This is a genomic window from Citrobacter telavivensis, assembly GCF_041807075.1.
GTDB classification, from domain to species: Bacteria; Pseudomonadota; Gammaproteobacteria; order Enterobacterales; family Enterobacteriaceae; genus Citrobacter_A; species Citrobacter_A telavivensis.
In genome coordinates this window covers 383,102-409,109 of record NZ_JBGUBF010000003.1, presented here as the reverse complement: position 1 = coordinate 409,109, position 26,008 = coordinate 383,102, and the positions used below count along the sequence as shown (strand labels likewise).

At 54.4% G+C, this 26,008-nt stretch carries 21 protein-coding genes; 10 read left to right on the top strand and 11 right to left on the bottom strand.

The genetic code is table 11. The annotated features are described in order from the left end of the window. The first annotated feature begins 3 nt into the window (after positions 1–3). The 5 genes from ACERJC_RS16600 (at position 4) to ACERJC_RS16580 (ending at position 4,223) form a co-directional block, all read left to right on the top strand. Positions 4–1,344 carry an acyclic terpene utilization AtuA family protein gene (locus ACERJC_RS16600; protein WP_373672093.1) on the top strand — a complete coding sequence of 447 codons (1,341 nt, stop codon included), beginning with the start codon at positions 4–6 and terminating at the stop codon, positions 1,342–1,344. Further along, positions 1,344–1,643: an AtuA-related protein gene (locus ACERJC_RS16595; protein ID WP_046491532.1), complete on the top strand. Its 300-nt coding sequence runs from the start codon at positions 1,344–1,346 to the stop codon at positions 1,641–1,643. The genes ACERJC_RS16600 and ACERJC_RS16595 overlap by 1 nt, the downstream gene beginning before the upstream one ends. An 89-nt stretch (positions 1,644–1,732) precedes the next feature. Continuing rightward, positions 1,733–2,389 (top strand): acetate CoA-transferase subunit alpha, encoded by a 657-nt coding sequence (atoD, locus tag ACERJC_RS16590; RefSeq protein ID WP_152400318.1) that lies wholly within the window; start codon positions 1,733–1,735, stop codon positions 2,387–2,389. Beyond that, entirely contained in the window at positions 2,389–3,048 is a 660-nt protein-coding gene (locus ACERJC_RS16585) for a 3-oxoacid CoA-transferase subunit B (RefSeq protein ID WP_373672092.1), read from the top strand. Before atoD ends, ACERJC_RS16585 begins: the two co-directional genes overlap by 1 nt. Then, entirely contained in the window at positions 3,045–4,223 is a 1,179-nt protein-coding gene (locus ACERJC_RS16580; RefSeq protein ID WP_373672091.1) for an acetyl-CoA C-acetyltransferase, read from the top strand. The genes ACERJC_RS16585 and ACERJC_RS16580 overlap by 4 nt, the downstream gene beginning before the upstream one ends. A 52-nt stretch (positions 4,224–4,275) precedes the next feature. On the opposite strand, the gene ACERJC_RS16575 is transcribed toward ACERJC_RS16580, so the two are convergent. Genes ACERJC_RS16575 through glpE form a run of 3 tightly spaced genes read right to left on the bottom strand, consistent with a single transcriptional unit; the run spans position 4,276 to position 6,251 of the window. Continuing rightward, a complete protein-coding gene (locus ACERJC_RS16575) occupies positions 4,276–5,034 on the bottom strand; it encodes a DeoR/GlpR family transcriptional regulator (protein WP_042322936.1) in 759 nt (252 codons plus the stop codon). Positions 5,035–5,049: 15 nt separating this feature from the next. Beyond that, positions 5,050–5,880, bottom strand: coding sequence for a rhomboid family intramembrane serine protease GlpG (gene glpG / locus ACERJC_RS16570; RefSeq protein ID WP_152400325.1), 831 nt, complete (start codon positions 5,878–5,880; stop codon positions 5,050–5,052). 44 nt (positions 5,881–5,924) lie between these two features. Beyond that, on the bottom strand, positions 5,925–6,251 hold the full coding sequence (gene glpE, locus ACERJC_RS16565; protein ID WP_152400327.1) for a thiosulfate sulfurtransferase GlpE: 327 nt from the start codon (positions 6,249–6,251) through the stop codon (positions 5,925–5,927). A 209-nt stretch (positions 6,252–6,460) separates the two neighbouring features. On the opposite strand from glpE, the gene glpD reads away from it, so the two are divergent. Then, positions 6,461–7,969 carry a glycerol-3-phosphate dehydrogenase gene (gene glpD, locus ACERJC_RS16560; protein WP_373672090.1) on the top strand — a complete coding sequence of 503 codons (1,509 nt, stop codon included), beginning with the start codon at positions 6,461–6,463 and terminating at the stop codon, positions 7,967–7,969. Positions 7,970–8,016: 47 nt separating this feature from the next. Here glpD and ACERJC_RS16555 read toward each other — a convergent pair whose 3' ends face one another. Further along, entirely contained in the window at positions 8,017–9,126 is a 1,110-nt protein-coding gene (locus tag ACERJC_RS16555; protein WP_373672089.1) for a glycerol dehydrogenase, read from the bottom strand. A gap of 337 nt (positions 9,127–9,463) precedes the next feature. Between ACERJC_RS16555 and ACERJC_RS16550 the strand changes: the two genes are divergently transcribed. Genes ACERJC_RS16550 through ACERJC_RS16540 form a run of 3 tightly spaced genes read left to right on the top strand, consistent with a single transcriptional unit; the run spans position 9,464 to position 13,466 of the window. Then, entirely contained in the window at positions 9,464–10,795 is a 1,332-nt protein-coding gene (locus ACERJC_RS16550; RefSeq protein WP_178825718.1) for an MFS transporter, read from the top strand. Then, positions 10,792–12,507, top strand: coding sequence for a dihydroxy-acid dehydratase (gene ilvD / locus ACERJC_RS16545; RefSeq protein ID WP_152400335.1), 1,716 nt, complete (start codon positions 10,792–10,794; stop codon positions 12,505–12,507). The genes ACERJC_RS16550 and ilvD overlap by 4 nt, the downstream gene beginning before the upstream one ends. Positions 12,508–12,560: 53 nt before the next feature. After that, positions 12,561–13,466 carry a dihydrodipicolinate synthase family protein gene (locus tag ACERJC_RS16540; protein ID WP_373672129.1) on the top strand — a complete coding sequence of 302 codons (906 nt, stop codon included), beginning with the start codon at positions 12,561–12,563 and terminating at the stop codon, positions 13,464–13,466. Between the two features lie 54 nt (positions 13,467–13,520). On the opposite strand, the gene ACERJC_RS16535 is transcribed toward ACERJC_RS16540, so the two are convergent. The 7 genes from ACERJC_RS16535 to asd form a co-directional block, all read right to left on the bottom strand. Further along, a complete protein-coding gene (locus ACERJC_RS16535) occupies positions 13,521–14,276 on the bottom strand; it encodes an IclR family transcriptional regulator (protein WP_152400337.1) in 756 nt (251 codons plus the stop codon). Between the two features lie 129 nt (positions 14,277–14,405). Continuing rightward, positions 14,406–16,853: a glycogen phosphorylase gene (gene glgP, locus ACERJC_RS16530; protein WP_152400339.1), complete on the bottom strand. Its 2,448-nt coding sequence runs from the start codon at positions 16,851–16,853 to the stop codon at positions 14,406–14,408. A gap of 19 nt (positions 16,854–16,872) precedes the next feature. Then, on the bottom strand, positions 16,873–18,306 hold the full coding sequence (gene glgA / locus ACERJC_RS16525; RefSeq protein ID WP_042322968.1) for a glycogen synthase GlgA: 1,434 nt from the start codon (positions 18,304–18,306) through the stop codon (positions 16,873–16,875). Positions 18,307–18,308: 2 nt separating this feature from the next. Beyond that, positions 18,309–19,601, bottom strand: coding sequence for a glucose-1-phosphate adenylyltransferase (glgC, locus tag ACERJC_RS16520; RefSeq protein WP_178827513.1), 1,293 nt, complete (start codon positions 19,599–19,601; stop codon positions 18,309–18,311). Between the two features lie 17 nt (positions 19,602–19,618). Next, positions 19,619–21,592 carry a glycogen debranching protein GlgX gene (glgX, locus tag ACERJC_RS16515; RefSeq protein ID WP_373672088.1) on the bottom strand — a complete coding sequence of 658 codons (1,974 nt, stop codon included), beginning with the start codon at positions 21,590–21,592 and terminating at the stop codon, positions 19,619–19,621. Further along, on the bottom strand, positions 21,589–23,775 hold the full coding sequence (glgB, locus tag ACERJC_RS16510) for a 1,4-alpha-glucan branching enzyme (RefSeq protein WP_373672087.1): 2,187 nt from the start codon (positions 23,773–23,775) through the stop codon (positions 21,589–21,591). Before glgB ends, glgX begins: the two co-directional genes overlap by 4 nt. A gap of 270 nt (positions 23,776–24,045) precedes the next feature. Further along, positions 24,046–25,152, bottom strand: coding sequence for an aspartate-semialdehyde dehydrogenase (asd, locus tag ACERJC_RS16505; RefSeq protein WP_286631841.1), 1,107 nt, complete (start codon positions 25,150–25,152; stop codon positions 24,046–24,048). 191 nt (positions 25,153–25,343) lie between these two features. Here asd and yhgN point away from each other — a divergent pair, with 191 nt between their 5' ends. Further along, entirely contained in the window at positions 25,344–25,937 is a 594-nt protein-coding gene (yhgN, locus tag ACERJC_RS16500) for an NAAT family transporter YhgN (RefSeq protein ID WP_042322978.1), read from the top strand. Positions 25,938–26,008: the final 71 nt, after the last annotated feature.

The window sequence follows — 26,008 nt, the reverse complement described above, 5'->3', positions numbered from 1 at the left end:
AGAATGAAAACAATTCGAATTGGTTCCGGAGCAGGCTACGCAGGCGATCGCATTGAACCTGCGGTTGAACTGGCCGAAAAAGGGGAACTGGATTATCTGGTGTTTGAATGTCTGGCAGAGCGCACCATCGCCATTGGACAAAAACAGAAGCAACAGGATCCGAATAAAGGCTATAACGAACTGCTCGACGCGCGGATGCGCGCGGTGTTACCGACCTGTCACGCTAAAAGCGTGCGGATCATCTCTAACATGGGTTCCGCCAACCCGGTCGCCGCCGGAAAAGCAGTGCTGAAGATAGCCCAGGAGCTGGGTCTGCATGGCCTTAAAGTCGCGGTAGTCACTGGCGATGAAGTATTGTCACTCATTCAGTCGATGGACCTGACGCTGGATGAAGCCGGCGTCCCCGTCTCTCGCTTTGAAAAAACCTTACTTTCCGCGAACGCGTATTTAGGTGCGGCGGGGTTACTGGAAGCGCTTGATTCCGATGCGGATGTAGTGATTGCCGGACGCGTCGCGGACCCTTCTCTTTTCCTTGCGCCGATGATGCATGAGTTCAACTGGGCCGCTGATGACTGGCAGCATCTGGGCATGGGGACCTGTATCGGTCATCTTCTGGAATGCGCCGGACAAATCACCGGCGGATATTATGCCGATCCGGGAGTGAAGGATGTCCCTCGTCTGGCACATCTCGGTTTCCCGCTGGCTGAAGTCAGTGAAGATGGCAACGCCACCATTACCAAAGTGGCCGGTTCCGGCGGACTGGTCACCGAAGACACCTGCAAAGAGCAACTGCTGTACGAAATCCACCGGCCGGATCGTTATCTCACCCCTGACGTGGTCGCTGACTTTAGCCATGTGCGTTTCAGCCAGTGCGGTCCGGATGCCGTGCGGGTTACCGGCGCGACGGGTGCGCCACGCACCGAAACGCTGAAGGTTTCCGTCGGTTATCAGGATGGCTTTATCGGTGAAGGTGAAATTTCCTACGCCGGTCCGGGCGCGGTAAATCGCGGCCGTCTCGCTCTCGATATCGTGCGTGAGCGCTTTGCCATTTGCCACGTCAATGCCGAAGAAACGCGTTATGACCTCATTGGCGTCAATGCGCTGCATGGTGAAACGCGCGGTCAGTACAGCGATCCTTATGAAGTGCGCGCCCGCGTTGCTGCCCGCTGCACCACCCGCGCGCAGGCGGTTACCGTCGGTAACGAAGTGGAAACGCTCTATACCAACGGCCCTGCGGGCGGCGGCGGCGTCATGAAATCCGTAAAAGAAATCCTGGCGATGGATTCCACTCTTATTCCGCGTCAATGCGTTCAACACCACGTTACCGTACTGGAGAATAAATAATGAAATTACGTGAAATCGCTCATTCCCGTACCGGAGATAAAGGAAATATTTCCAATATTTCATTAATTGCCTGGCGCCCGGAAGATTATGCCACGCTGGCAGAACAGGTCACCGCCGAAAAAGTCAAAGCCTGGTTTGGCGATATCGTACAGGGCGAAGTGATTCGTTATGAATTACCGGAACTCGGCGCGTTAAATTTCGTGATGCATAAAGCGCTGGGAGGTGGCGTCACTCGCTCACTGGCGCTCGATATGCACGGCAAAGGGCTAAGCTCTGCGTTACTGGATATGCCCATTTAATTTTTTCGGACACCAACATCCTCACGCTTCGGCGGGATTTCATTATCCCGCCAGAGGATCCCTGTCCTCAAAACAGCAAGTACACCATTATGCAAAACAAAAGAATAACGGCGGATAAATTCCGCGAATTATTACACGACGGCATGAGCATTATGTTTGGCGGCTTCATGGGCGTCGGGACGCCGGAATATCTGGTGGCAGAAATTATGCGTTCCGGGGTGAAAGAATTAACGCTTATCGGCAATGACACCGCATTTGTCGATAAAGGCATTGGCCCCCTGATTTCTAACGGTCAGGTCAAAAAAGTGATCGCCTCACATATTGGCACCAACCCGGAAACCGGGAAAAAAATGATTTCCGGTGAACTCGATGTTCAGTTAGTGCCGCAAGGAACGCTCGCCGAACAGATCCGCGCGGGCGGCGCCGGACTGGGGGGATTCCTCACGCAAACCGGACTGGGCACGGTGGTGGAAGAAAATAAACAAACGCTGCTGGTCAATGGTGAGAAATGGCTGCTGGAGCAACCTCTGCGCGCCGATCTCGCCATTCTTCTTGCCAGTCATGCCGATGAGGCCGGCAATCTCACCTATGACCTGACCGCCCGCAACTTCAACCCGGTGATGGCCCTGGCCGCCGATGTGGTCGTGGCCGAAACCCGCGACATCGGCGCGTTGGGAAGTATTCCTCCTGTGCACGTCATCACCCCCGGTGCGCTGGTGGATCATCTGTTCATGGAGGCTCAGTAATGAACGCAAAAGAACGTATTGCCCGCCGCGTGGCGCAAGAGTTACACGACGGCGACGTCGTTAATCTGGGCATTGGCCTGCCGACGCAGGTCGCGAACTACCTGGCCGAGGATATTCAGGTCACGTTGCAGTCGGAAAATGGTTTTCTTGGCCTCGGCCCTCTGGACGAAGTGAATGCCTGTCTCGTCAATGCAGGCGGTCAGCCGTGCGGCATGATCCCAGGCGCGGCAATGTTCGACAGTTGCTTCTCTTTCGCTCTTATTCGCGGGGGACATGTTGATGTCTGCGTGCTCGGCGGTTTGCAGGTTGATGAACGCGGAAATCTCGCCAACTGGATGGTGCCCGGAAAAATGGTGCCAGGCATGGGTGGGGCAATGGACCTCGTGGCTGGTGCAAAAAAAGTCATCATTGCGATGGAGCACTGCGCTAAAAATGGCGAGCCAAAGCTGCTACACCGCTGCAGTTACCCCTTAACGGCGGTTGGCAAAGTCAGCAAAGTCATCACCGAACTCGCCGTATTCAGCTTTGTGAACGGCGAAATGATCCTCGACGAAATCAGCGACACCCTCACGCTTGATGAACTTCGTGCGCGTACGGAAGCACACTTCCGTGTTTGTGCACACCTGAAAACACTGCAGCCCGTGGAGGCTCTGGCATGAACGACTCCATTGTTATTGTGAGTGCGAAACGCACCCCTATCGGTAAATTTGCCGGCAGCCTGGCAGACGTCCCGGCGGTGATGCTGGGCGCGACCAGCATGCGGGCGAACCTGCTGGACCTTCCGTCAGATATCAACATTGACGAGGTGATCCTCGGCAACGTGTTACAGGCCGGATTAGGGCAAAACCCGGCCCACCAGGTGACGCATCATGCGGGCTTAGCGGAGAGCGTGCCGTCATTCACGGTCAATAAAGTCTGCGGCTCTGGCCTGAAAACCGTCGTGCTGGGCGCGCAGTCCATTTTGAGTGGCGATAATCAGACCTGTATTGTCGGCGGGATGGAAAACATGAGCGCCGCCCCTTACCTGTTGGCCCGCGCGCGCCAGGGGTATCGTATGGGCAACGGAGAACTGACAGACGTGATGATCCACGACGGGCTCTGGTGCGCCTTCAATGATTACCACATGGGGATCACGGCGGAAAATATTGCCAAACGCTATCACTTAAGCCGCGAAGAGCAGGACCAGGTAGCGCTGGCATCGCAGCAAAAAGCGATAGCCGCGATCAACGCCGGCTATTTCAGGCAGGAGATCGTGCCGGTAACCCTGAAGCGTAAAAAAGAGGTCTGTCTGTTTGATACCGATGAGTTTCCACGCCCGGAAACCGATGCCGGTTCGCTGGCGAAACTGCGTCCGGCCTTTGAAAGTACGGGAACCGTCACCGCAGGCAATGCCTCCGGTATCAATGACGCGGCGGCGACGCTGGTCCTGATGTCCGAACGCGCTGCGCGTGCGCGTGGGATTACACCGTTAGCGCGCCTGAAGAGTTGGGCTTCGGCCGGGGTTGACGCCAGTATGATGGGACTCGGCCCAATACCAGCGACAAAACGGGCGCTGGAAAAAGCCAAAATGACGGTCAGCGATCTGGATTTAATCGAAGCCAACGAAGCCTTTGCCGCACAGTATCTGGCGGTTGCCCGCGAACTCGACTTCCCGGAAGAGAAAGTGAACGTCAACGGCGGCGCGATCGCGCTGGGACATCCTATTGGCGCAAGCGGCGCACGGATTCTGGTGACGCTGGTTCACGCGCTGCAGCAGCGCAATAAATCCACCGGGCTGGCAACGCTGTGCATCGGCGGGGGTCAGGGGATCGCCGTGATTGTTGAGCGTCTGTAAGCGCGTCATCCGCACGTCCCCGGCACGCCGGGGACGGTTTCAGCCAGCACGTCTAGCACAGTTCAAGTTGAATATGGTTCTCGGTAATCACCTGGAGCACACCCGCCGGCGGCAGAATGTCGGTATACACTGCATCCACCAGGTTGATGCTGCCCATGTTCACCATCGCATTACGGCCAAACTTCGAATGATCCACCACCAGCATGACGTGGCGGGAATTCTCGATAATCGCACGCTTGGTGCGCACCTCATGATAGTCGAACTCCAGCAGCGAGCCGTCGCTGTCGATGCCGCTTATCCCCAGAATGCCAAAATCCAGGCGGAACTGGGAAATAAAGTCGAGCGTCGCTTCGCCAATAATGCCGCCGTCACGGCTGCGAAGCTCGCCGCCCGCGAGAATAATGCGAAAGTCCTCTTTTACCATCAGCGTGTTCGCGACGTTGAGGTTGTTGGTCACGATACGCAAATTGCTGTGGTTGAGCAGCGCGTGCGCCACGGCCTCCGGCGTTGTCCCGATATCAATAAACAGCGTTGAACCGTTGGGGATCTGCGTAGCGACTTTGCGCGCAATGCGTTCTTTTTCCGCCGTCTGCGTAGCTTTACGATCGTGCCACGGCGTGTTGACTGAACTGGACGGCAGCGCCGCGCCGCCGTGGTGGCGCAGAATCATGTTTTGATCGGCCAGGTCGTTGAGATCCCGGCGAATAGTTTGTGGGCTGACGGAGAAATGCTCCACCAACTCTTCCGTACTGACGTATCCCTGTTTTTTTACCAGCTCAATGATTGCATCATGTCGTTGTGTTTGTTTCATTGTTATTCCCTGGAACTATGTTCGTTTTCGCGCATTTAAAGTATCCGCGAACGCCATTGCCAACCCAACTGCCAGCCCGGCGATATGTGCGCCATTGGCCATCGACATCCCAAACAAATCAAACCATCCGGCGACGATCCAAATCAGCGCGAAAATAATCAACCCGCGTTGCAGATAGATCCCGCTTTGCGGATCGCGCTCACCGCGCAGCCAGACGTAGCCCATCAGCGCGTAGACGACACCGGAAAGCCCGCCGAACCACGGGCCGCTAAACTTGTGCTGTACATATCCGCTCAGCAAGGCGCTGATGACTGTAATCACAATCAGTTTGCCGCTGCCTAAACGTTTTTCAACCGCACCGCCAAGATACCACCACCACAGCAGGTTGAAGAGAATGTGCATCAGTGAAAAGTGCATGAAGGCGTGGGTGAAGTAGCGCCAGACATCAAACTGTAATGACGGGTCGAACGGCCAGGCCAGCCACATCATCACGGTTTGATCGCCAACGATATTCATGACGATAAACACCAGAATGCAGGCCGCCATTATCAGCCAGGTGACCGGACCCGCACGCTCACGCAGTGTGGCTAAAAACGGGAAACGGCGGTAATGCAGTCCACTGCCGGTATGACCGGACTGCCAGCTGGCCGCGAGATAACGCGGATCGCCGGGATTCTCCAGAAAACGCGCCAGCTCCGCATGCACACGTTCGGCCTGCGTTTCATCCGCCAGCCAGACATCGCTTTGATGATGTTGTTGAATGGTCAGGATAACGCCCTGCGTCGCCATGTAATCAACAAAGGCCTGCGCCACGCGGGGGTTAGCAAAAGAGGTAATCATCAACATTGTTGCTGTCGCTTAATCCGTACAAAAGAGGACAGTATAAAGGCTTACGAGCCGTATGCCACCTCTGCGGGAAAATGACGATGCCAGGCGTCAAATCCGCCATCTATGCTGTAGACCGCGTCATAGCCCTGCTGGAGCAAATATTGCGCCGCGCCTTTGCTGCTGTTGCCGTGGTAGCACATAACCATGACCACCGTATCGAAATCATGATCGCGCATAAACGAGCCCAGCGTGTCGTTCGTCAGATGAAATGCCTGGGGAGTATGGCCCATTGCAAAACTTTGCGGATCGCGGATATCCACCAGTACCGCCGCGCCCCGATGCAGCTTCTGGTGCGCTTCTTCAACATTAATACATTCAAACTGTTCCATACATTCTCTTCTTTATAGTGCAGGTGATAGTGCAGGTGAGACGTTTTCGGCATGTTGCCCCCTAGTTTACGTCCCCACGGGAGTGAAACGCCATAATGTTATATGTATCACTGTAAATTGTTTATTCGATGTTACCAATGGCGCGTTTCTTTGCTATTATGCTCGATAACGAACATTTATGAGCTATAACGAAAGTGCACGAGGGCAGCATGGAAACCAAAGATCTGATTGTGATAGGGGGAGGCATCAACGGTGCCGGTATCGCGGCAGATGCCGCTGGACGCGGTTTATCCGTGCTGATGCTGGAAGCGCAGGATCTCGCGTGCGCAACCTCCTCTGCCAGTTCTAAACTCATCCACGGTGGCCTGCGCTACCTGGAACACTATGAATTCCGGCTGGTGAGCGAAGCGCTGGCTGAGCGCGAAGTGCTGCTGAAAATGGCGCCGCACATCGCCTTCCCGATGCGCTTTCGTCTGCCGCATCGTCCGCACCTGCGTCCGGCATGGATGATTCGCATTGGTCTGTTTATGTACGATCATCTGGGCAAACGCACCAGCTTGCCGGGTTCTTCCGGTTTGCGTTTTGGCACAGAGTCCGTACTGAAACCCGAGATCGTGCGCGGTTTCGAATATTCTGACTGCTGGGTAGACGATGCGCGTCTGGTGCTGGCCAATGCTCAGATGGTGGTGCGTAAAGGTGGGGAAGTGTTAACCCGCACTCGGGCAACCTCTGCGCGTCGCGAAAACGGTCTGTGGATAGTCGAAGCCGAAGATATCGATACCGGTAAGAAATTCACCTGGCAGGCACGGGGACTGGTCAATGCCACCGGTCCGTGGGTGAAAGAATTTTTCGACGAAGGCATGCATCTGCCTTCACCGTATGGTATTCGCCTGATCAAAGGCAGCCACATTGTGGTGCCGCGCGTCCACACCCAGAAACAGGCTTATATCCTGCAAAACGAAGATAAGCGCATTGTGTTTGTCATTCCGTGGATGGATGAATTCTCGATCATCGGCACCACTGACGTTGAATATAACGGCGACCCGAAAGCGGTGAAAATTGACGAAAGTGAAATCAATTACCTGCTCAAAGTGTACAACGCACACTTTAAGAAACCGCTCGGTCGCGACGATATCGTCTGGACCTATTCCGGCGTGCGTCCGCTGTGCGACGACGAGTCGGATTCGCCGCAGGCCATCACCCGTGACTACACGCTGGATATTCATGATGAAAACGGCAAAGCGCCGCTGCTTTCCGTCTTCGGCGGTAAGCTGACCACCTACCGTAAGCTCGCCGAGCACGCGATGGAGAAACTGTCGTCGTACTATCAGGGCATTGGCCCGGCATGGACCAAAGACTGCGTGCTGCCAGGCGGTGAAATCGGTGGCGATCGCGAAGACTACGCGGCAAAACTGCGCCGTCGCTATCCGTTCCTGACGGAATCACTGGCGCGCCACTACTCGCGTACCTACGGCAGCAACACGGAGTGGATCCTCGGTGAAGCGACAACGGTCGCAGACCTGGGCGAAGACTTCGGTCATGAATTCTACGAAGCAGAACTGAAATATCTGGTGGACCACGAATGGGTTCGCCGCGCGGATGATGCGCTGTGGCGCCGTACGAAAGAAGGCATGTGGCTCAACGCCGAACAGCAGTCCCGCATGACCCAGTGGCTGGCGGAGTACGTCGAGAAACATCAGCTTTCACTGGCGTCTTAAATGACATTACGCCCGATAGACACGCGCTACCGGGCGTTTTATTACTTTCAGAGTGACTTCATTTTCCGCTTCCGCGCTTGTCCAAGCGCATCTGCCGTTCGTAATGCAGCAAGTACCGCTTCAGGCGTAATTTCGCAGGGTTCATTATGCATCGTTTCTCCCACCTGACAGGCTGCCTGTGCCACTGTCAGTAGCTCTTTATCGTTGACGTCAGCCAGACCAATATCTGCCAGCGTTATCGGTAGCCCCACGTCCTCACAGAACTGATAGACCTCTTCGACAAGTTCAGGAGCCCTGTCGGTTAACACCAGCATTGCCAGCGTACCAAAGGCCACTTTTTCACCGTGCCAGTACTGATGTGTTGCGGGAAGTACGGTTAAACCATTATGAATAGCATGCGCTGCCGCCAGTCCTCCACTTTCAAAACCGAGCCCGGATAACAGCGTATTGGCTTCAATCACATGTTCCAGCGCTGGCGTAACCTGGTGCTGCTCACAGGCCAGCTTTGCCGAACGACCATAGCGCATCAGCGTGTTGTAACAGAAGCGGGCCAGCTCAAAAGCCGTCATAGGGCCTGGACGGGATGTCATATTCCCGGCCCCTTTTATTCGACAGTCCTCGGCTTCAAACCAGGTCGCCAACGCATCCCCCATTCCGGAGATTAAGAAACGCACCGGCGCGGCGGCGATAATGGCGCTGTCCACCAACACCAACGTGGGATTACGGGGGATCATCAGATAGCGTTTGAATTGACCTTCCTGTGTATAGATGACGACTAATGAGCTGCAGGGGGCATCCGTTGAGGCAAGCGTGGGAACGACGGCAATAGGAAGACGCAAACTTGCCCCTGTCGCTTTGGCGGTATCTAATGTTTTACCCCCGCCCATACCCACAATAACATCCGCCCCGACTTGCTGCGCACGCGCAGAAATTCTGGCGATCTCTTCATCGCTGCATTCACTATTGAAAACCTCAATTTCAAAATCAACCACGCCGTGAAGTGCCGACGCGAGCGTATCCTGATATCTCTCGTAAACCACAGGGTCTTGTAAAATAAGCGCTTTATGCCCTAAAGAGGCAAGCTCCTGAGGCAGATGCGTTGTCAATGCGCCCTTTCCCTGAACATAGCGAGACGGAAATATTGCCGTTGTGACCATTCAAATTCTCCTTACCATTAAAGTTCAATATACGGAACGTTGATTCTTTATATGGAATTTATTGCAAGTTCTCTGACGCACACAACCGACAAATCAATAGAAAGCTTCATCCTGTGAAGAGTGACACAGTTTTGATGCTTCCCCGGAAAACTGGCCTGTTTTTAGCAAGGGAACGCGTTTCTGCGGTTTTTGCAACAGGATATGAAGCAAATCACAAAACATAACCTTGCTGACAATATGGAATTGACGCTCAAAATTTATCCCCTCATAGTATTTGTATACAGAACAATAGTTCTATATACAGAACAAATTACCTCTACTATTAAGGGATGCGCTAATGAGCATTGAACTCGATAAACCGACTACGCGAGGACGCTGGCTACACATCATTCCAGCCACCATCCTCGTTTATATCGTGGCTTACATGGACAGGACGAACATCGCGATTGGGATTGCGGGGGGAATGGAAGAAGACCTGGGAATGACCGCTTCGTTTGCCGGTCTGGTCGCTGGCATTTTCTTTATTGGTTATATCTTTTTGCAAATCCCCGGCGGTCAAATTGCGGAACGATTAAGCGCCAAGAAATTGATCGCCTGGACTATCGTCGCATGGGGCGGCTTCGCGCTGCTGACCGGCTTCGTCCAGACCCCTACCCAGTTGCTGATTATCCGCTTTATCCTTGGCGTCGCTGAGGGTGCGGTCTATCCCGCCATCCTGGCGTTGATTGGTCACTGGTTCCCCAATGAAGAACGCGCAAGGGCGATTGCCTATTTCCAGATGAACCTTGCCGTGGCGTCGATCATCACCGGACCGCTTTCCGGTTGGCTTATCGAAACCTATGGCTGGCGAGAAATGTTCGTCATCGAGGGGTTACTCTCACTCGGTCTGCTGTTCGTCTGGCTGCCGTTGGTCTCTGACCATCCTCATCAGGCCAAATGGCTGGATCCTAAAGAGCGCGCCTGGATCGAACAGAAATTGCAGGCCGATCGCGCGCTGACGATCGGGGGCGAGGCAAGCAGTATCCGCAATGTCCTGAGCAGCATTAACTTATGGAAGCTGATCGGCATCTATTTCTTCGTGCAGGTTGGTTTCTACGGCTTCGCCCTCTGGATGCCAAACCTGATTAAACACCTGACCGGCAGCGGAATGACTATCGTCGGCTTACTGACTGCGGCACCGTACATTTTGTGCATCGTCGGCCAGTACTACATTGCCAAATGGTGTGACAAAACCATGAATCGCCGCCTCTACACGGCAATCCCATTGCTGGGCTTTGCCGCCTGCCTCGCGCTCTCCCTGCTATTGAAAGATAACGTCTGGCTGGCGTACGGCATGATGGTCATCTGCGGCTTCTTCCTGCAGGCCTATGCGGGACCGTTCTGGACATTGCCGCCATTACTCTTCGCCCCCAACGTGCTGGGCGGCGTACGCGGCACCATCAACGCATTAGGCAACATCGGCGGCTTTATTGGCCCTTATCTGGTGGGCTTGTTAACCGTCACGTTCTCCCAAACGGCGGGGATGACGGTGCTGGTAGCCGCACTCCTCATCGCTGTCGCGCTGCTGTTCAGCCTACCGTCGGTTACTGCCCGTCCAGCAGGCAGTAGCAATCCTCATCATGCATCGGCGCCTGAGACGTCGCTCAAACAAGAAGGAATCGCCAAATGAGTCAGAAATGCCAACACGCCCGTGACCTGTGGTCACAACTGGACGCCCTGCGTCTGGGGATGAATTACACCAAAGAAGATGTCAATAAACTGCAGGTTCTGGTGGATGACTGCTATGGCGAAAGTCATCCTGGTAGCTTTCATCTTAATCATCTGGGCGATGAAGCCGTTTTAGGCATTCACGAAAGCGGCGGTCGTGCCGTTCGTCATCACGTGACCGATATTTGTGATGGCTGGGGCCAGGGTCATGATGGGATGAACTATATTTTAGCCTCCCGCGAGGCTATCGCGAACATGGTCGAAATCCATGCCTCCGTCGTGCCTTACGATGCCGGTATCCTGATCTCCAGCTGTGATAAATCGATCCCGGCGCATTTGATCGCCGCGGCGCGCCTGAATCTACCGATGCTGCATATTCCCGGCGGCTCAATGCGTCCGGCGCCGAATATGAGTACGTCCGATCTCGGTGGTATTACCGCCAAACTCAAGAAAGGCGAGATAGGCATTCAGCAGGTAGAGGCCATGCAGCAGTGCGGTTGCCCAACGGCAGGCGCCTGCCAGTTTATGGGCACCGCCAGCACGATGCAGTGCATGTCTGAAGCGCTGGGCCTTGCCCTACCGGGAAGCGCGTTACTGCCCTCCACGCTGGCGGAAATTCGTCGCATCGCACGGAGCGCCGGTCATCAGGCGTTATACCTGGCAGAGAAAAATATCACGACGCATAAGATTCTCACCCCCGCCGCCTTTGAAAACGCCATTAAGGTCCATGCCGCCATCGGCGGGAGTACCAACGCCATGATCCATCTCCCGGCAATCGCCCATGAACTGGGTTGGGAGCTGAAACCTGAACTGTTTGACCAGATAAACAATGAGATCCCTTACCTCACCAATATTCAACCCAGCGGCCAGTACGTCACAGAAATGATGTGGTTCGCGGGCGGCGTACCGATGGTGCAATGGTATCTACGCGACTATCTGGATCTGGATGTCCTGACGGTGACAGGCCGGACGCTGGGTGAAAACCTGGAGATGCTCCATCAGTCCGGTTTCTTTACCCGCAACCACGGCTATCTGAGTAATTATCGGGTCAGCCCGGAAGAGGTGATCCGTAAACCGGAAAACGCGACCAAGAAAGGGTCGATTGCCGTGCTAAAAGGCAATATCGCGCCGGAAGGCGCGGTTATCAAATACGCCGCCTGTGCGCCAGATATGCACCACCATATCGGCCCTGCACGCGTCTTCAACTCGGAAGAGGATGCCCAGCAAGCCATTATTCATAACCACATCGAACCAGGTGATGTCATTTTTATTCGTTATGAAGGGGCTAAAGGTTCGGGAGCACCGGAAATGCTCATGACCACAGACGCGATTGTTTATGACAAACGTCTTGATGGCAAAGTCGCCCTGATTACCGATGGTCGTTTCTCCGGCGCAACCAGCGGTCCTTGCGTCGGCCATGTTTCTCCGGAAGCGGCCGATGGCGGTCCCATTGCACTTGTCGAAGACGGTGACCTCATCGAAATGGACGTCAAAGGACGCAAGCTCAACATTGTTGGCATTCACGGAGAGTACAAAACGGAAGAAGAAATTCAGCACTGTCTTGAACGCCGTCGGGAAAACTGGACGAAACCGGATTATTCAAACCGACGCGGCGTCTTTAAGCAATTTACGACCAACGCAACCTCATTAATGGCGGGAGCCTGGATTAAATAACGTCCCTGGTGGGCGGCATGATTGCCAGCCCACCTGCTTTTAAGGATAAACTCATTATGCAAACAGAAAAATTCAACGGTGTCTTTCCGCCAGTTCCCACCATTGTTAATGCGCAGGGAGAGCTAGATAAAAAAGGGATGGCAACCTTACTCGACCACCTTATTGCAAACCAGGTGAACGGTGTATTATTGCTTGGCAGCGGCGGTGAGTTCTGCCACATGACAAAAGAGCAGCGTCTGGAAGCCGCCGAGTTTTGTGTTCAACATATCAATCATCGAATTCCCGTGCTGTTAGGGATCAGCAGTACCTGCACGCAAGAGGTTATTGATTACGGTCTGCATGCCGACCGTCTGGAAGTGGATGCCGTCCTGGTCCTTAATCCTTATTATGCCAGGCTGACCGATGATTATATTTATCATCATTTCAAAACCGTTGCAGAAAGCATCAAAACGCCGGTTATTCTCTATAACTTTCCGGCGCTCACCGGCCAGGATCTCAGTATTGATTTAATTACCCGACTGGCGCATGACATTCCCAATATCATTGGCATAAAAGATACGGTAGATAACATTAGTCATATTCGCGAAATCATCAATACCGTACGACCGGTTCGCCCTGACTTTGTTATTTTCTCTGGTTACGATGAATATATGATGGACACGTTGATTATGGGGGGAAATGGCGGGATCCCGGCGACGGCTAACTTTGCTCCACAATTAACCTGCGGAATTTATCGCGCCTGGTGCGAAAAAGAGTATGAGACCCTGTTCCACCTGCAACGCAGACTCTCCGCGTTATCAACCATTTACAGTCTGGATACCCCTTTCTTCGGGATTATCAAAAAAGCCATTCAGCTCAGCGGCATTGATATCCCGGTAGAGGTCATGCCGCCAGTGCAGCCGGCAAATGAGGCCCACATCGCCAGCCTGAAAAAGGTTTTACAGCGCGCCGGATTGTAACCCTGATCAGCGGGCTTAACGCCCGCCTTTTCTTTCCCCCTCCCGGCGAAAAGACTAGCGCAGCATCGACGACAGGCGACGGCTGGCATCCATCATTTGTGTGGCAAGCGCTTCTCGTTTTTCATCCGGGATCTGGAACGCCACACCGGATACGCTCAATGCCGCCACTACCTTTCCTTCGGCATTAAATATGGGCACAGCGATGCAACGCACGCCCAAAGAATCTTCTTCGTTATCATAGCCCCAGCCACGCTGACGGATCCCGGCTAATTCCTGCTTCAGGATATTCACATCGGTAATCGTCGTTTCGGTATAGCGCGTCAGAACCTGATCGGGCGGCAGCAGTTCATCCAGATCTTCCGAATTAAGCCAGGCAATCAGCACTTTCCCCAGACCGGAACTATGCAGCGAAAGGCGCTTACCTTCCCAACTGCGTATCACAATCGCCTGTGGGCTTTCGAGCTTGAGAAGATAAATGGGGGAGTCGCCCTCAAGCACGCCAAGATGACAGGTTAAGCCTGTCGCATCGCGAATTTCTTCCAGCACCGGTAACGCTATTTTTTTAATATCGTACTGTTGTGCGGCTTTATTCCCTAATTCGTAGAGACGTAACCCCAAATAGTATTTGTCTTTTTCCTGACGCAATAAGCCATGCGCAACCATGCCCGTCAGTAAAGAAGAGGTGCTACTTTTTGCGATCCCTGAATTCTGATGAATCTGTGTGAACGTTGCGCCATCACATTCCATCAGATAAGCGAAGACGCGCATAATTTTGTCGAGGGCGGGAATCGATGTTGTGATTTTTTTCATAAATTTATCAATTAATTATAATTAATTCCTCGGACACTATACACCAGCAGACGGTTATTATTCCATATCAATGCGCCATCACCGCGCACAAAAAAGGAGCCCGGGGGCTCCTTTTGTTAACGTGACAACTTACAACCGCACCGGATCAATATGCCAGATGGTGTCAGCATACTCCTTGATGGTCCTGTCAGAGGAGAAATAGCCCATGTTGGCGATATTGAGCATCGCTTTGGCGGTCCACTCTTCCGGGCGACCATACAACTCGTCCACCTTGTCCTGACAATCAACATAGCTGCGGTAGTCCGCCAGCACCTGATAGTGGTCACCAAAGTTGATCAGCGAGTCCACCAAATCACGATAGCGTCCAGGCTCTTGTGGACTGAACATGCCGCTGCCGATTTGCGTCAGCACCTGATGCAGTTCCTCATCTTTTTCGTAATACTCACGCGGCTTATAGCCCTGCCTGCGCAGTTCTTCGACCTCTTCCGCCGTGTTACCAAAGATAAAGATGTTCTCTTCGCCAACGTGTTCCAGCATCTCCACGTTCGCCCCGTCCAGCGTACCGATAGTCAATGCACCGTTCAGCGCAAACTTCATGTTGCTGGTGCCGGAGGCTTCCGTCCCCGCCAGTGAAATCTGCTCGGACAAATCCGCCGCCGGAATGATCAACTGCGCTAGGCTCACGCTGTAGTTGGGGATAAACACGATCTTCAGCTTATCGCCAATCTGCGGATCGTTATTGATGACCTTCGCAACGTCATTAATCAGGTGAATGATGTGCTTCGCCATGTAATAGGCCGATGCGGCCTTACCGGCAAAAATATTCACCCGCGGCACCCACTGCGCATCAGGGTTGGCCTTAATGCGGTTGTAGCGCGTAATCACATGCAGCACATTCATTAACTGACGCTTGTACTCATGAATGCGCTTGATCTGGACATCAAACAGCGATTTCGGATTCACCACCACGTTGAGTTGCTGCGCAATATAGTTTGCCAGCCGCTTTTTGTTTTCCAGCTTCGCCTGACGTACCGCATGATTGACCAGCGGGAAATCGCAGTGCTGTTCGAGTTCATGCAGTTGGCTCAGATCGGTACGCCATGTACGGCCAATGTTCTCGTCCAGAACCCCGGAAAGCGGCGGGTTCGCCAGCGCCAGCCAGCGGCGCGGCGTCACACCATTCGTCACGTTGCAGAAACGGGTCGGGAAGATGGTCGCAAAATCCGCGAACAGCGACTGAACCATCAGGTTAGAGTGCAATTCGGAAACACCGTTCACCTTATGACTCACCACGACCGCCAGCCACGCCATACGCACGCGACGACCGTTGGACTCGTCAATAATCGATGCCCGTCCCAGCAGACCCGTATCGTTCGGATACTGCTCCTGCAACGTTTTCAGGAAGTAGTCGTTAATTTCAAAGATGATCTGCAGGTGGCGCGGCAGGATTTTACCCAGCATATCCACCGGCCAGGTTTCCAGCGCTTCGCTCATCAGCGTGTGGTTGGTGTAGGAAAAGACCTGACAGCACACTTCAAACGCGTCGTCCCAGGTGAACTGATGCTCATCGATCAACAGTCGCATCAGTTCCGGAATTGACAGCACCGGGTGTGTATCATTCAGGTGAATGGCAATCTTATCCGCGAGGTTGTCGTAGGTTTTGTGCAGCTGATAGTGACGGCTCAGGATATCCTGTATCGTAGAGGAGACCAGGAAATACTCCTGACGCAGACGCAGTTCGCGCCCGGAGTAGGTGGAGTCATCCGGATACAGTACGCGCGACACGTTCTCAGAGTGGTTTTTATCTTCCACTGCGGCGAAGTAATCCCCCTGGTTGAATTTACCGAGGTTGATTTCGCTACTGGCCTGCGCATTCCACAGACGCAACGTGTTGGTAGCGTCGGTATCATAACCGGGGATAATCTGATCGTACGCAACCGCGAGGATCTCTTCGGTTTCAAGCCAGCGCGTTTTCTTGCCTTCCTGCTGAATACGCCCGCCAAAGCGGACTTTGTACCGCGTGTTATGGCGTTTAAATTCCCACGGGTTGCCGTATTCCAGCCAGTAATCGGGAGACTCTTTCTGTCGTCCATCGACAATGTTCTGCTTAAACATCCCGTAGTCGTAGCGGATGCCGTAGCCGCGCCCCGGCAGCCCTAAGGTTGCCAGCGAATCGAGGAAACAGGCCGCCAGTCGCCCGAGGCCACCGTTACCGAGACCCGGATCGTTTTCTTCATCGATGAGCTCTTCAAGATCTAACCCCATCGCTTCCAGTGCGCCCTGGACATCGTCATAAATCCCTAAGGATAACAGCGCATTGGAAAGGGTACGCCCAATCAGGAACTCCATCGACAGGTAATAAACCTGGCGCGTTTCCTGTGACAGTTGGGCACGGTTAGAACGCAGCCAGCGCTCCACAAGACGATCGCGCACCGCAAACAGCGTCGCGTTCAGCCATTCATGTTTATTGGCAATAACCGGGTCTTTACCAATCGTGAACATCAGCTTGTAAGCAATAGAGTGCTTAAGCGCTTCTACGCTCAGAGTCGGCGATGCATAGGTAAATGGAGCATTCATAATGATGATTCCTGAATATCTATTTCAAGCGATAGTAAAGCTCGCGGTATGACTTCGCCGCGACTTGCCAGCTAAAATCCATCGCCATCGCTTGCCGTTGCACAAACCGCCAGAGCGAAGGTCGAGACCACAGCACGAACGCGCGCCGGATGGCCCGCAGCAGAGACCAGGCGTTGCTGTCCTCAAACACAAACCCGCTGGCGATGCCATCGGCAAGGTTTTCCAGCGAACTGTCGGACACCGTGTCAGCCAGTCCACCGGTACGCCGTACCAGCGGCAGCGTGCCGTACTTCAGTCCGTAGAGTTGCGTTAAGCCGCACGGCTCAAAGCGACTCGGCACCAGAATAACGTCCGCGCCGCCCATAATGCGGTGCGAAAACGCTTCGTGATAGCCAATCTGTACGCCAACCTGACCAGGATATTCCGCGGCGGCAGCAAGGAAACCTTCCTGCAGCACCGGATCGCCCGCCCCCAGCAGCGCCAGTTGTCCGCCCTGCTCCAGAAGTCCCGGCAGCGCCTCCAGCACCAGATCCAGCCCCTTCTGGCTGGTCAGTCGGCTGACGACAGCAAACAACGGAACCTTGTCATTCACCTTCAGTCCCATCGCTATCTGCAACTGGCGTTTGTTTTCCGCCTTCTCTTCCAGTGAATCACGCGTATAGCGCGACGCCAGCAAGAGATCCGTCTCCGGACTCCAGATTTTCTCGTCAACCCCGTTCAGAACGCCGGAAAGACGCCCTTCACGATGGCGCTGCTGCAGCAGTCCTTCCATACCGTAGGCAAACTGCGGCTCGGTGATCTCCCGCGCGTAGGTCGGGCTAACCGCCGTAATATGGTCGGCGTAGTACAGGCCGGCCTTCAGGAATGAAATCTGACCGTTAAACTCCAGACCATGCATGTTAAAGAACGACCATGGCAGTTGGATGTCATTCATATGCTGTGCATAAAACATGCCCTGATACGCCAGGTTGTGCACGGTGAATACCGATTTCGCCGGACGCCCACGCGCGGCCAGATACGCAGGCGCCAGGCCGGCATGCCAGTCGTGCGCGTGCACCACATCCGGGCGCCAGAATGGATCAAGCCCACAGGCCATTTCACATCCGACCCATCCCAACAGTGCAAAACGCAGCACGTTATCGGTGTAGGCAAACAGGTTCGTATCGTGATACGGACTCCCCGGACGATCGTAGAGATGCGGGGCATCAATCAGGTAAATGCCCACGCCGTTGTAATGACCAAACAGCAGGCTAATCCTGCCCGCGAAGGTGTCGCGGCGGCTAACCACTTGCGCATCCGTGATGCCCCGACGAATGTCGGGGAACGCGGGCAGCAGAACGCGGGCATCCACACCATCCGCGATTTGCGCTGCCGGCAACGCGCCAATCACATCTGCCAGACCCCCTGTCTTCAACAGGGGAAACATTTCCGAACATACATGTAAAACCTGCATTCTCACTCCTGTTTGACCTGCAGTTTGCGCAGCATTTCGCGCGTCACCAGCACAATGCCTTCCTCGGAACGATAGAAGCGACGGGCATCTTCTTCCGCATTTTCACCAATCACCATGCCTTCAGGGATAACGCAGGCGCGATCGATAATACAGCGACGCAGGCGACATGAGCGGCCGACCCAGACTTCAGGTAACAACACTGCCGAATCAATATTACAGAATGAATTCACCCGCACGCGCGGGAACAGAACGGACTGCACGACCACTGAACCGGAAATAATACAGCCGCCAGAAACCAGCGAGTTCAGCGTCATGCCGTGGCTGCCCGAGCGGTCCTGCACAAATTTTGCCGGCGGAAGCGATTCCATGTGGGTGCGAATCGGCCAGTTCTGATCGTACATATCCAGTTCTGGGGTCACGGATGCCAGATCGAGGTTCGCTTTCCAGTACGCTTCCAGCGTTCCGACATCACGCCAGTACGGCTCAGACTCAGGATCCGACTGGACGCAGGACAACGGGAAGGGATGTGCATAAGCCATGCCAGCTTTGGTGACGGTAGGAATGATATCTTTGCCGAAGTCATGGCTGGAGCCGTCGTCGCCGTCATCCTTTTCCAGCAACTCATAGAGGTAATCGGCATCAAAAATGTAGATCCCCATACTGGCGAGGGATTTCGTGGCATCGCCTGGCATTGCGGGCGGGTTGGCCGGTTTCTCCACGAATTCAATGATCTTCTCGTTTTCATCGACCGCCATTACGCCGAACGCGCTGGCCTCTTCGATCGGCACCGGCATACAGGCCACGGTGCAGCGCGCGCCTTTCTCTACGTGGTCGATCAGCATGCGCGAATAGTCTTGCTTATAGATATGGTCACCCGCCAGGATCACCACATATTCCGCCTTATAACGACGGATGATATCGAGGTTTTGCGTCACCGCATCTGCCGTGCCGCGATACCAGTTTTCGCCCTGCATTCTTTGCTGGGCAGGCAGCAAATCGACGAATTCATTCATCTCCTCGCTGAAGAACGACCAACCACGCTGAATATGCTGTACCAGAGTATGAGACTGATATTGCGTGATGACGCCAATACGGCGGATCCCGGAGTTAATACAGTTGGATAACGCAAAATCGATAATACGAAACTTACCACCAAAGTGAACGGCCGGCTTTGCGCGCTTGTTGGTTAAATCTTTCAGACGGGTGCCACGTCCTCCAGCCAGAATCAGGGCAACAGATTTCAACGGCAACTGGCGCGCCAACATTAAACGGTCATTCTTCTCTAAACTCACCATGACTAACTCCTTTTTGATCATCTCTGGAACACACACAGTCCGTGCGCAGGTCCCGGCCAGACAGCCGTAATTACCGGATTATCCACTCCGGCAAAGGGGGGAACAGCACGCCATTCCCCTTCAGGTAAAACAATTTCAGCGGTATCAAGCGCGGCATTGATAGCAATAAGAAAACAGTCCGACAGCAGGATTTGCATCTGCATTGGCCCGTGTTGCCACTCATCCGCACTCAATGGTTGTGCGTGGCGGTTAAGCCAGCGCACGTTGCCATCTCCCTCTTCCCACCAATGGTCTCCCACCAGCGCCGGGATTTGCTGGCGCAGTTTTATCAATGCGGCGGTAAAATCGATTAATCCCCCGCTCGCCTGCGACCAGTCCAGCCAGGTCAACGCATTGTCCTGACAGTAGGCGTTGTTGTTGCCATGCTGACTGTGTCCATGTTCATCACCGGCCAGCAACATTGGCGTTCCCTGAGAAAGTAAAAGCGTCGTCAGCAACGCATGAATGCTGTCGCGTCGACGTTCGACGACCTCCAGAGTGCCGCCTAATCCTTCTTTACCATGATTATTGCTATGGTTATTGTCGGTTCCGTCCCGATTTTCCTCTCCGTTTGCCTCATTGTGTTTCTGATTGAAGCAAACGCAGTCTCTGAGCGTAAAACCGTCATGCGCGGTGACCAGATTGATGGAAGCAGAAGGTTTGCGCCCATCCCGCTTAAACACGTCGCTGGAGGCCGCAAAGCGCCCGGCAAACTCACCAAGCGACAGATTGCGCTGTAGCCAGAAGCGGCGTGACGCATCGCGAAAATGATCGTTCCACTCAGCGAACGGCGCGGGGAAATTCCCCACCTGATACCCGCCAGCCCCGATATCCCACGGTTCAGCGATAAGCTTAACGGCGGACAGTACCGGGCACTGTTTGATGGCGGTAAACAACGGCGCATCCTGGCGAAACGCCGGCGTGCGCCCCATCACCGATGCCAGGTCAAATCGAAAACCATCAACGTGGCAGGTTTCGACCCAGTAACGCAGGCATTCAAGGGCATACTCCACCACGCCAGGATGGCTGAGATTGAGCGTGTTACCGCAACCGGTCCAGTTGTGATAATCGCCATCCTCTCTGATCCAATAATAGCTACGGTTGTCGATTCCGCGCAGGGAGATGAGCGGTCCGTCCAGATCCAGCTCAGCACTGTGATTGAGCACAATGTCGAGGATGACCTCAATACCCGCGTTGTGCAGCGCCTTAACGGCATCGCGGAATTCGTCCAGCGCCGTCTCTGGCAAGCAGGCATAGCTCGGATGCAGCGCAAACAGCGCGACGGGGTTGTAGCCCCAGTAGTTCGACAGTCCCAACCGTTGTAAACGCGGTTCACTGGCGAAATGCGCCACGGGCAGCAGTTCCAGCGCGGTAATACCCAAATGCTTCAGGTAGTTGATCATCACCGGATGACCGAGCGCTTTATACGTACCGCGAATCTCCGGCGGGATCTGCGGATGCAGACAGGTTAATCCTTTGACGTGCGCTTCATAGACCACGGTGTTGCCCCACGGCGTGCGCGGCGGGGCATCGTCCTCCCAGTCATAGCGATCGGCTGTCACCACGCACTTCGGCGCAATGGTGGCGTTATCGCGATGATCCGGCTGGTCATAACCCGCATGCATCAGCGGGTCATCTTTCAGGTCGCCCTCTACGCGACGCGCGCAGGGATCAATCAGCAGCTTCGCCGGATTAAACCAGTGCCCCTGCGCGGGCTGCCACGGGCCATGCACGCGGTAGCCATAGCGCAGACCGGGACGGGCGCCGGCCAGATAACCGTGCCAGACATCCCCGGTGCGCGCTGGCAGGTCGTAGCGCTGCTCATTGCCTGACGCGTCAAACACACACAGCTCAACGCGCTCAGCATGCGCGGAAAAGAGCGTGAAATTCACGCCGTGTCCGTCATACGTTGCGCCATGCGGTGTGGCGTTGCCGGCAACCAGTTGCGTCATTCCGCCTCCCGCACCAGCCAGATTGTCGACAGCGGCGGCAGGGTCAGACTCAGCGATTGCGGGCGTCCGTGGCTGGAAATCTCATCGGTATGTACCGCTCCGCCGTTCCCGGCATTGCTGCCGTGATAGTGCATTGAATCGGTATTGAGAATTTCGCGCCATTTACCCGGCTGATTGACGCCAAAGCGATAACCGTGACGCGGCACCGGCGTGAAGTTGCTAACGACGATAATTTCATTCCCGACCTTGTCGCGGCGGACAAACGCCAGTACCGAACGTTCGTTGTCATCCACTACCAGCCATTCAAAGCCGTAGGAATCAAAGTCGAGTTCATGCAACGCTTTGTGGTAACGGTAGGTCTGGTTGAGGTCGCGTACCAGCCGCTGTACACCGTGGTGCCAGTTGTCGCCGCCCTCAAGCAGGTGCCAGTCGAGGCTGGCATCATGGTTCCACTCGCGTCCCTGAGCAAATTCGTTGCCCATAAACAGCAGTTTCTTGCCCGGGAAGGCCCACATCCAACCGTAATAGGCGCGCAGGTTGGCAAATTTTTGCCACGCGTCGCCCGGCATACGGTCAAGAATCGATTTCTTACCGTGCACCACTTCGTCATGCGACAGCGGCAGAACAAAGTTTTCGGTGTAGTTGTAGAGCATGCCGAAAGTCAGCTTATCCTGGTGATGCTTACGATAAACGGGATCCAGCTTCATGTAATCGAGGGTGTCGTGCATCCAGCCGAGGTTCCATTTGTACCAGAAACCCAAACCGCCCATATCCTGGGGGCGAGAGACGCCGGCAAAATCCGTCGACTCTTCCGCCATGCTCACCGCTCCCGGCACCTGCTCACCGAGAATGCGGTTGGTATTGCGCAGAAATTCAATCGCTTCCAGGTTTTCGCGACCGCCAAATTCGTTGGGGATCCACTCGCCCTCTTTGCGACTGTAATCGCGATAGATCATCGACGCCACGGCGTCCACGCGCAGGGCGTCAATACCAAAGCGTTCAATCCAGTACAGGGCGTTACCCACCAGATAGTTACTGACCTCACGACGACCATAGTTGTAGATAAGCGTATTCCAGTCCTGGTGATACCCTTCGCGCGGGTCGCTATGTTCGTACAGTTTGGTGCCATCAAATTCGGCCAGCGCAAAATCATCTGACGGGAAGTGGCCCGGCACCCAGTCCAGGATCACGTTCAGACCCGCCTGATGCGCGGCGTTCACGAAATAACGGAAATCATCGCGCGTGCCGAAACGACGCGTTGGCGCATAAAGACCGGTTGGCTGGTAGCCCCAACTGCCGTCAAACGGATGCTCGTTCACCGGCATCAGTTCGATATGGGTGAACCCCATCCATTTCACATACGGGATGAGCTGATCGGCGAGTTCGCGGTAGCTCAGCCAGAAATTATTGTCAGTATGTCGACGCCACGAGCCCAGATGCACTTCATAGATGGAGATAGGCGCGTCGAACTGGTTGGCTTTTTTGCGCGCCTCGGTTTGTTCCACTTTTTCGGGCAGACCGCAAATGAGCGAGGCCGTTTCCGGACGCATCTGCGCTTCAAAGGCGTAAGGGTCGGCCTTAACCCGCAGGTTGCCGTTGGCGTCAATCATCTCATATTTGTAGAGCTGACCATGCTGCGCGCCGGGGATGAACAGTTCCCAGATGCCGCTTTCTTTGCGCAGACGCATCGGGTGACGGCGACCATCCCAGAAGTTAAATTGCCCGACCACGGAAACGCGACGCGCGTTTGGCGCCCAGACGGAGAAACGCGTGCCCGTGACGCCATCCATCGTGTCCGCGTGCGCCCCCAGGGTTTCATACGGACGCAAATGGGTGCCTTCAGACAGCAGCCAGGCATCCATATCCTGAATCAGGGGGCCAAAACGGTAGGGATCATCAATCAGATTTTGCTGGCCATGCCAGACAACAGCGAGTTGGTAGCGAAAAGGATTTTTACGGCGAGGTAATACACCGCTGAAAAAACCGCGTGAGTCGAGGCAGTCCAGTTTGCCGACTTTGCGTCCGGTTTTAGGTTCAATCACCCACACTTCAGTGGCGTCAGGTAAAAGTGCGCGGACTTCAAGTCCGGCAGAGGTCTGGTGCATACCGAGTACGGAAAAAGGATCCGCAAAATGGCCTGCAATTAGCGCATTAATCACGTCTCTATCGATTCGATCGGACATGGTTTTCATCCTGTTTTTGGTGTCACTCCTCCAACTGATTTTCGACATCAGCCAGTGACACTTTTTTTGACCTGAACGGCGCAGCACAATTGTGCATCCTCTCTGCCCCGTCCTACCTTCAGGTAAAGCCCTGATACTGCGATCAGGACACCCTTAAAGAATAGCCAACACTTTAATTAACTCCTGCATAAAGATAATACATCTGCGTTTACTCCTTTTTTACGCATAAAAAGGGGTGACTCAGCACCCCTTGAATATAAACAAACGCGGTTACGCCAGATGCCGTAACATGCGGCGCAACGGCTCTGCTGCCCCCCATAGCAGTTGGTCGCCCACCGTAAAGGCTGACAGGAACTCCGGTCCCATATTCAGCTTACGCAGACGGCCAACCGGCGTGGTCAACGTACCGGTAACGGCCGCTGGGGTTAACTCACGCATAGTGATATCCCGATCGTTTGGCACCACTTTCGCCCACGGATTGTGAGCCGCCAGCAGTTCTTCCACGGTCGGAATGGAAACATCTTTTTTCAGCTTAATGGTGAACGCCTGACTGTGGCAGCGCAGCGCGCCGACGCGCACGCACAGGCCATCTACCGGGATGACTGACGCGGTGTCGAGGATCTTGTTGGTTTCCGCCTGACCTTTCCACTCTTCGCGGCTCTGGCCGTTATCAAGCTGTTTGTCGATCCACGGAATCAGACTGCCCGCCAGCGGGACGCCAAAGTTATCCACCGGCAATTCGCCGCTACGGGTCAGTTGGGTGACTTTGCGTTCGATATCGAGGATGGCGGAAGAAGGGGTTGCCAGTTCATCAGCCACGTAGCTATGCAGCTGGCCCATCTGGTTGAGCAGTTCGCGCATATGACGCGCGCCGCCGCCGGAGGCCGCCTGGTAGGTTGCAACCGACACCCAGTCCACCAGGTCGTGAGCAAACAGGCCGCCCAGCGACATCAGCATCAGGCTGACGGTACAGTTACCGCCAACAAAGGTTTTAATCCCCTTGTTCAGGCCGTTGGTGATGACATCCTGGTTTACCGGGTCGAGAATGATGATCGCGTCATCTTTCATGCGCAGTGAAGAGGCGGCGTCAATCCAGTAACCCTGCCATCCGCTTTCACGAAGCTTTGGATAGATTTCGTTGGTATAATCGCCGCCCTGACAGGTCACGATGATATCGAGCGCTTTCAGCGCGTCCAGATCGAAAGCGTCCTGAAGTGTGCCGGTCGAGGTGCCGCCGAACGTCGGCGCTGCCTGCCCAAGCTGGGAAGTTGAAAAGAAAACAGGGCGAATGGCGTCGAAGTCGCGCTCTTCAACCATGCGTTGCATGAGAACAGAGCCGACCATACCGCGCCAGCCGATAAAACCAACATTTTTCATAGCGTTTTTTTCCTGCAAAGATGTGTGCTGTGTATGCTGACCAGTGTCCTACTGGCTCATCCTTCACCATACAAAAAGCAGCCAAAGTCGCAAGTGAATTTAATCAATGATAGCGATGCCATCAGTAATGCGACTTATCCCGCTGCTTAAGCGAGCAGAAAGTCCAGGGCAATTATCAGGGAATTTGAGTTATGAATGAAATCATTTCTGCAGCCGTTTTATTGATCCTGATTATGGATCCGCTCGGTAACTTGCCCATTTTCATGTCCGTACTGAAACATACCGAGCCGAAACGGCGTCGGGCGATAATGGTGCGCGAGCTTTTCATTGCGCTGTTGCTGATGCTGATCTTCCTCTTCGCGGGCGAGAAAATTCTCGCATTTCTTAATTTGCGAGCCGAAACGGTTTCAATATCCGGGGGCATTATCCTGTTTCTGATCGCCATCAAGATGATTTTCCCCAGCGCCACCGGAAACAGTGCCGGACTTCCGGCGGGTGAAGAACCCTTTATTGTCCCGCTGGCGATCCCGTTAGTGGCCGGTCCAACCATTTTGGCCACGCTGATGCTGTTATCACATCAGTATCCGAATCAGATGGGACATCTGGTGATTGCCCTGCTGTTGGCCTGGGGCGGGACCTTTGCGATCCTGCTGCAGTCGTCGCTGTTTCTGCGTCTGCTGGGTGAGAAAGGGGTGAACGCGCTGGAGCGCCTGATGGGGTTGATTCTGGTGATGATGGCGACCCAGATGTTCCTGGACGGTATTCGGATGTGGATGAAGGGATAAAAGCGTAAAAAAGCCCGGTCGCTTTTATGCTTACCGGGCCTGGTATTTGCGGTTTTTGTAGGTCGGGTAAG